This window comes from Aquabacterium sp. A08, from assembly GCF_011742065.1.
Genome location: NZ_JAAQQT010000697.1, coordinates 1 through 2,760, shown reverse-complemented (window position 1 = coordinate 2,760; position 2,760 = coordinate 1). Strand labels below are relative to the sequence as shown.

3 protein-coding genes are annotated in these 2,760 nt (G+C 68.8%); all 3 read right to left on the bottom strand.

Annotated features, from left to right (window positions below; genetic code table 11):
• Positions 1 to 98 (bottom strand): tetratricopeptide repeat protein (locus tag HA630_RS23870; RefSeq protein ID WP_371809313.1); only part of this gene is annotated, 98 nt, incomplete at its 3' end.
• Positions 99 to 202: 104 nt separating this feature from the next.
• Positions 203 to 1,492: a histidine--tRNA ligase gene (gene hisS / locus HA630_RS20635; protein WP_166837361.1), complete on the bottom strand. Its 1,290-nt coding sequence runs from the start codon at positions 1,490 to 1,492 to the stop codon at positions 203 to 205.
• Between the two features lie 29 nt (positions 1,493 to 1,521).
• Positions 1,522 to 2,760, bottom strand: coding sequence for a flavodoxin-dependent (E)-4-hydroxy-3-methylbut-2-enyl-diphosphate synthase (gene ispG / locus HA630_RS20630; RefSeq protein ID WP_166837359.1), 1,239 nt, complete (start codon positions 2,758 to 2,760; stop codon positions 1,522 to 1,524).

Below are 2,760 nucleotides of genomic sequence, written 5' to 3'. Positions count from 1 at the left end.
TGCCAGTACTGCCAGCCGTTCCAGGCGGCGAACGCCCCCAGCACGGCGATCAGCCCCCAGGTGATGAGGTTGCCGTACTTCGCCCAGAAATGCTTCATCTGGGCGAGTTGTTCCTGCTCTTCGAGGTCGTAGTGGGTGGCCATTCAGGGGCGGTACCAATGATTGTTGCAACAACGCTGCGGGGGATTGTAGGCGCTGGGCCTCAGCGCAGCCGGGCGGCCCAGGCGGCGGCGTCGGCCAGCGGCAGCGAGGTCTGTTCGGCGATGCCGGTCGCGTCGGCGCGCAGCGGCTTGACCGAGACGAGACCGGCGGCCAGTTCGCTCTCGCCAAAAATCAGGGCGTAGCGGGCGCCACTGGCGTCGGCCTTCTTGAACTGGGACTTCATGCTGCCCTGCCCGTCCGGCCCGCCGGCGTGCATCTGCACCGACACGCCGGCCTGGCGCAGGCTGCGCAGCGCGCGCATCACCGCGTCCTGACCCTGGGCCTGCGGCACGATGGCATAGCAGTCCGGCACCGGCAGCGCGGGCAGGCGGTGCTGCGCCTTGAGCAACTCCAGAATCCGCTCCACGCCCAGCGCCCAGCCCACCGCCGGCGCCGGCTTGCCGCCGATCTGCGCAATCAGGCCGTCGTAGCGGCCGCCCGCGCAGACCGTGCCCTGCGCGCCCAGCGAGGTGGTGACGAACTCGAACACGCTCAGGTTGTAGTAGTCCATGCCGCGCACGAGGCGCGGGTTGATGCGGTAGGCAATGCCCTGGGCATCCAGCAGGCCGCGCAGCGCGTGGAAGTGCGCCAGCGACTCGGCCCCCAGGTGGTCCATCAGCTTGGGGGCGGCTTCGACCAGCGCCTGCATCGCCGGGTTCTTGGTGTCCAGGATGCGCAGCGGGTTGCTGTGCAGTCGGCGTTTGGCGTCTTCGTCCAGCTGCTCGGCGTGCTGCTCCAGGTAGGCGATCAAGGCCTGGCGATGGGCCAGGCGCTCGGCCGGCTGGCCCAGGCTGTTGATTTCCAGCGTCACGTCCGTCAGGCCCAACTCGGCCCACAGGTCGGCGGCCATGACGATGAGTTCGGCGTCCACGTCCGGGCCGGCAAAGCCCAGCGCCTCGGCACCGATCTGGTGGAACTGGCGGTAGCGGCCGCGCTGCGGGCGCTCGTGGCGGAACATCGGGCCCATGTAGTACAGGCGCTTGGGGCCGTCGTACAACTGGTTGTGCTCGATCACCGCGCGCACCACGCCGGCGGTGGCCTCGGGGCGCAGGGTCAGTTGCTCGCCGTTCAAGCGGTCTTCGAAGGAGTACATCTCCTTTTCGACGATGTCGGTGACCTCGCCCAGGCCGCGCACGAACAGGCCGGTGGGTTCGACGATGGGCGTGCGCACGTTGCGGTAGGCGTAGCGCGCCATCAGGTCGCGCATCTTCGCCTCCAGCCATTCCCAGTGCGCCGACTCCGGCGCAAAAATGTCGTTCATGCCTTTGACGGCACTGAGTTTGTCAGCCATGTGTGGTTTTTGCAATCAAGGGCGGGCGCTCAGGCGGCCACGCCGTATTTCTTCTGGATGTAACTTTCGACGAGGCGCTGGAACTCGGCCGCGATGCCGTCGCCGCGCAGAGTCAGGGCTTTTTCGCCGTCGATGAACACCGGCGCCGCCGGGGCCTCGCCGGTGCCCGGCAGGCTGATGCCGATGTCCGCGTGCTTGCTCTCGCCCGGGCCGTTGACGATGCAGCCCATCACCGCGACCTTGAGGTTTTCCACCCCGGGGTAGCGTTCGCGCCACTGCGGCATGGACGCGCGCAGGTAGTCGTCGATCTGCTTTGCCAGCTCCTGGAAGGTGGTGCTGGTGGTGCGGCCGCAGCCCGGGCAGGCGGTGACGCTGGGCACGAAGCTGCGCAGCCCCAGGGCCTGCAGGATCTCCATCGCCACCACCACCTCCTGGGTGCGGGCTTCGCCAGGCTGGGGCGTGAGCGAGACGCGGATGGTGTCGCCAATGCCCTGCTGCAGCAGCACCGACAGCGCGGCGGCCGAGGCCACCGTGCCCTTGGTACCCATGCCGGCTTCGGTCAGGCCCAGGTGCAGGGGGTAGTCGCAGCGCGCGTGCAGCTGCTGGTACACCGCGATCAGGTCCTGCACCCCGCTGACCTTGCACGACAGCACGATGTCCTCGGGCCGCATGCCCAGCGCCTCGGCGCGCTGCGCCGAACCCAGGGCCGAGGCGATCAGCGCCTCGTACATCACCTGCTTGCCGTCCCAAGGCTCGGCGCGCTGGGCGTTGTCGTCCATCATCTGCGCCAGCAGTTCCTGGTCCAGGCTGCCCCAGTTCACGCCGATGCGCACCGGCTTGTTCCAGCGCACCGCGGCCTCGACCATCTGGCCGAACTGGCGGTCTTTCTTGTCGCCCTTGCCCACGTTGCCGGGGTTGATGCGGTACTTGGACAGGGCCTGCGCCATGTCGGGGTGCTGCGACAGCAGGGTGTGGCCGTTGTAGTGGAAGTCGCCGATCAGGGGCACGTGGATGCCCATGCGGTCGAGCTGCTCGCGGATGTGCGGCACCGCGCGCGCGGCCTCGTCGTTGTTGACGGTGATGCGCACCAGTTCCGAGCCGGCCAGCGCCAGTTCCTTGACCTGGATGGCGGTGCCGATGGCGTCGGCGGTGTCGGTGTTGGTCATGGACTGCACCCGCACCGGGGCGTTGCCGCCGACGGTGACGCGGTGGTCGCCCCAGGACACCACGCCCTGGCGCGAACGGCGGGCGGGAAACGGGCTGGACAC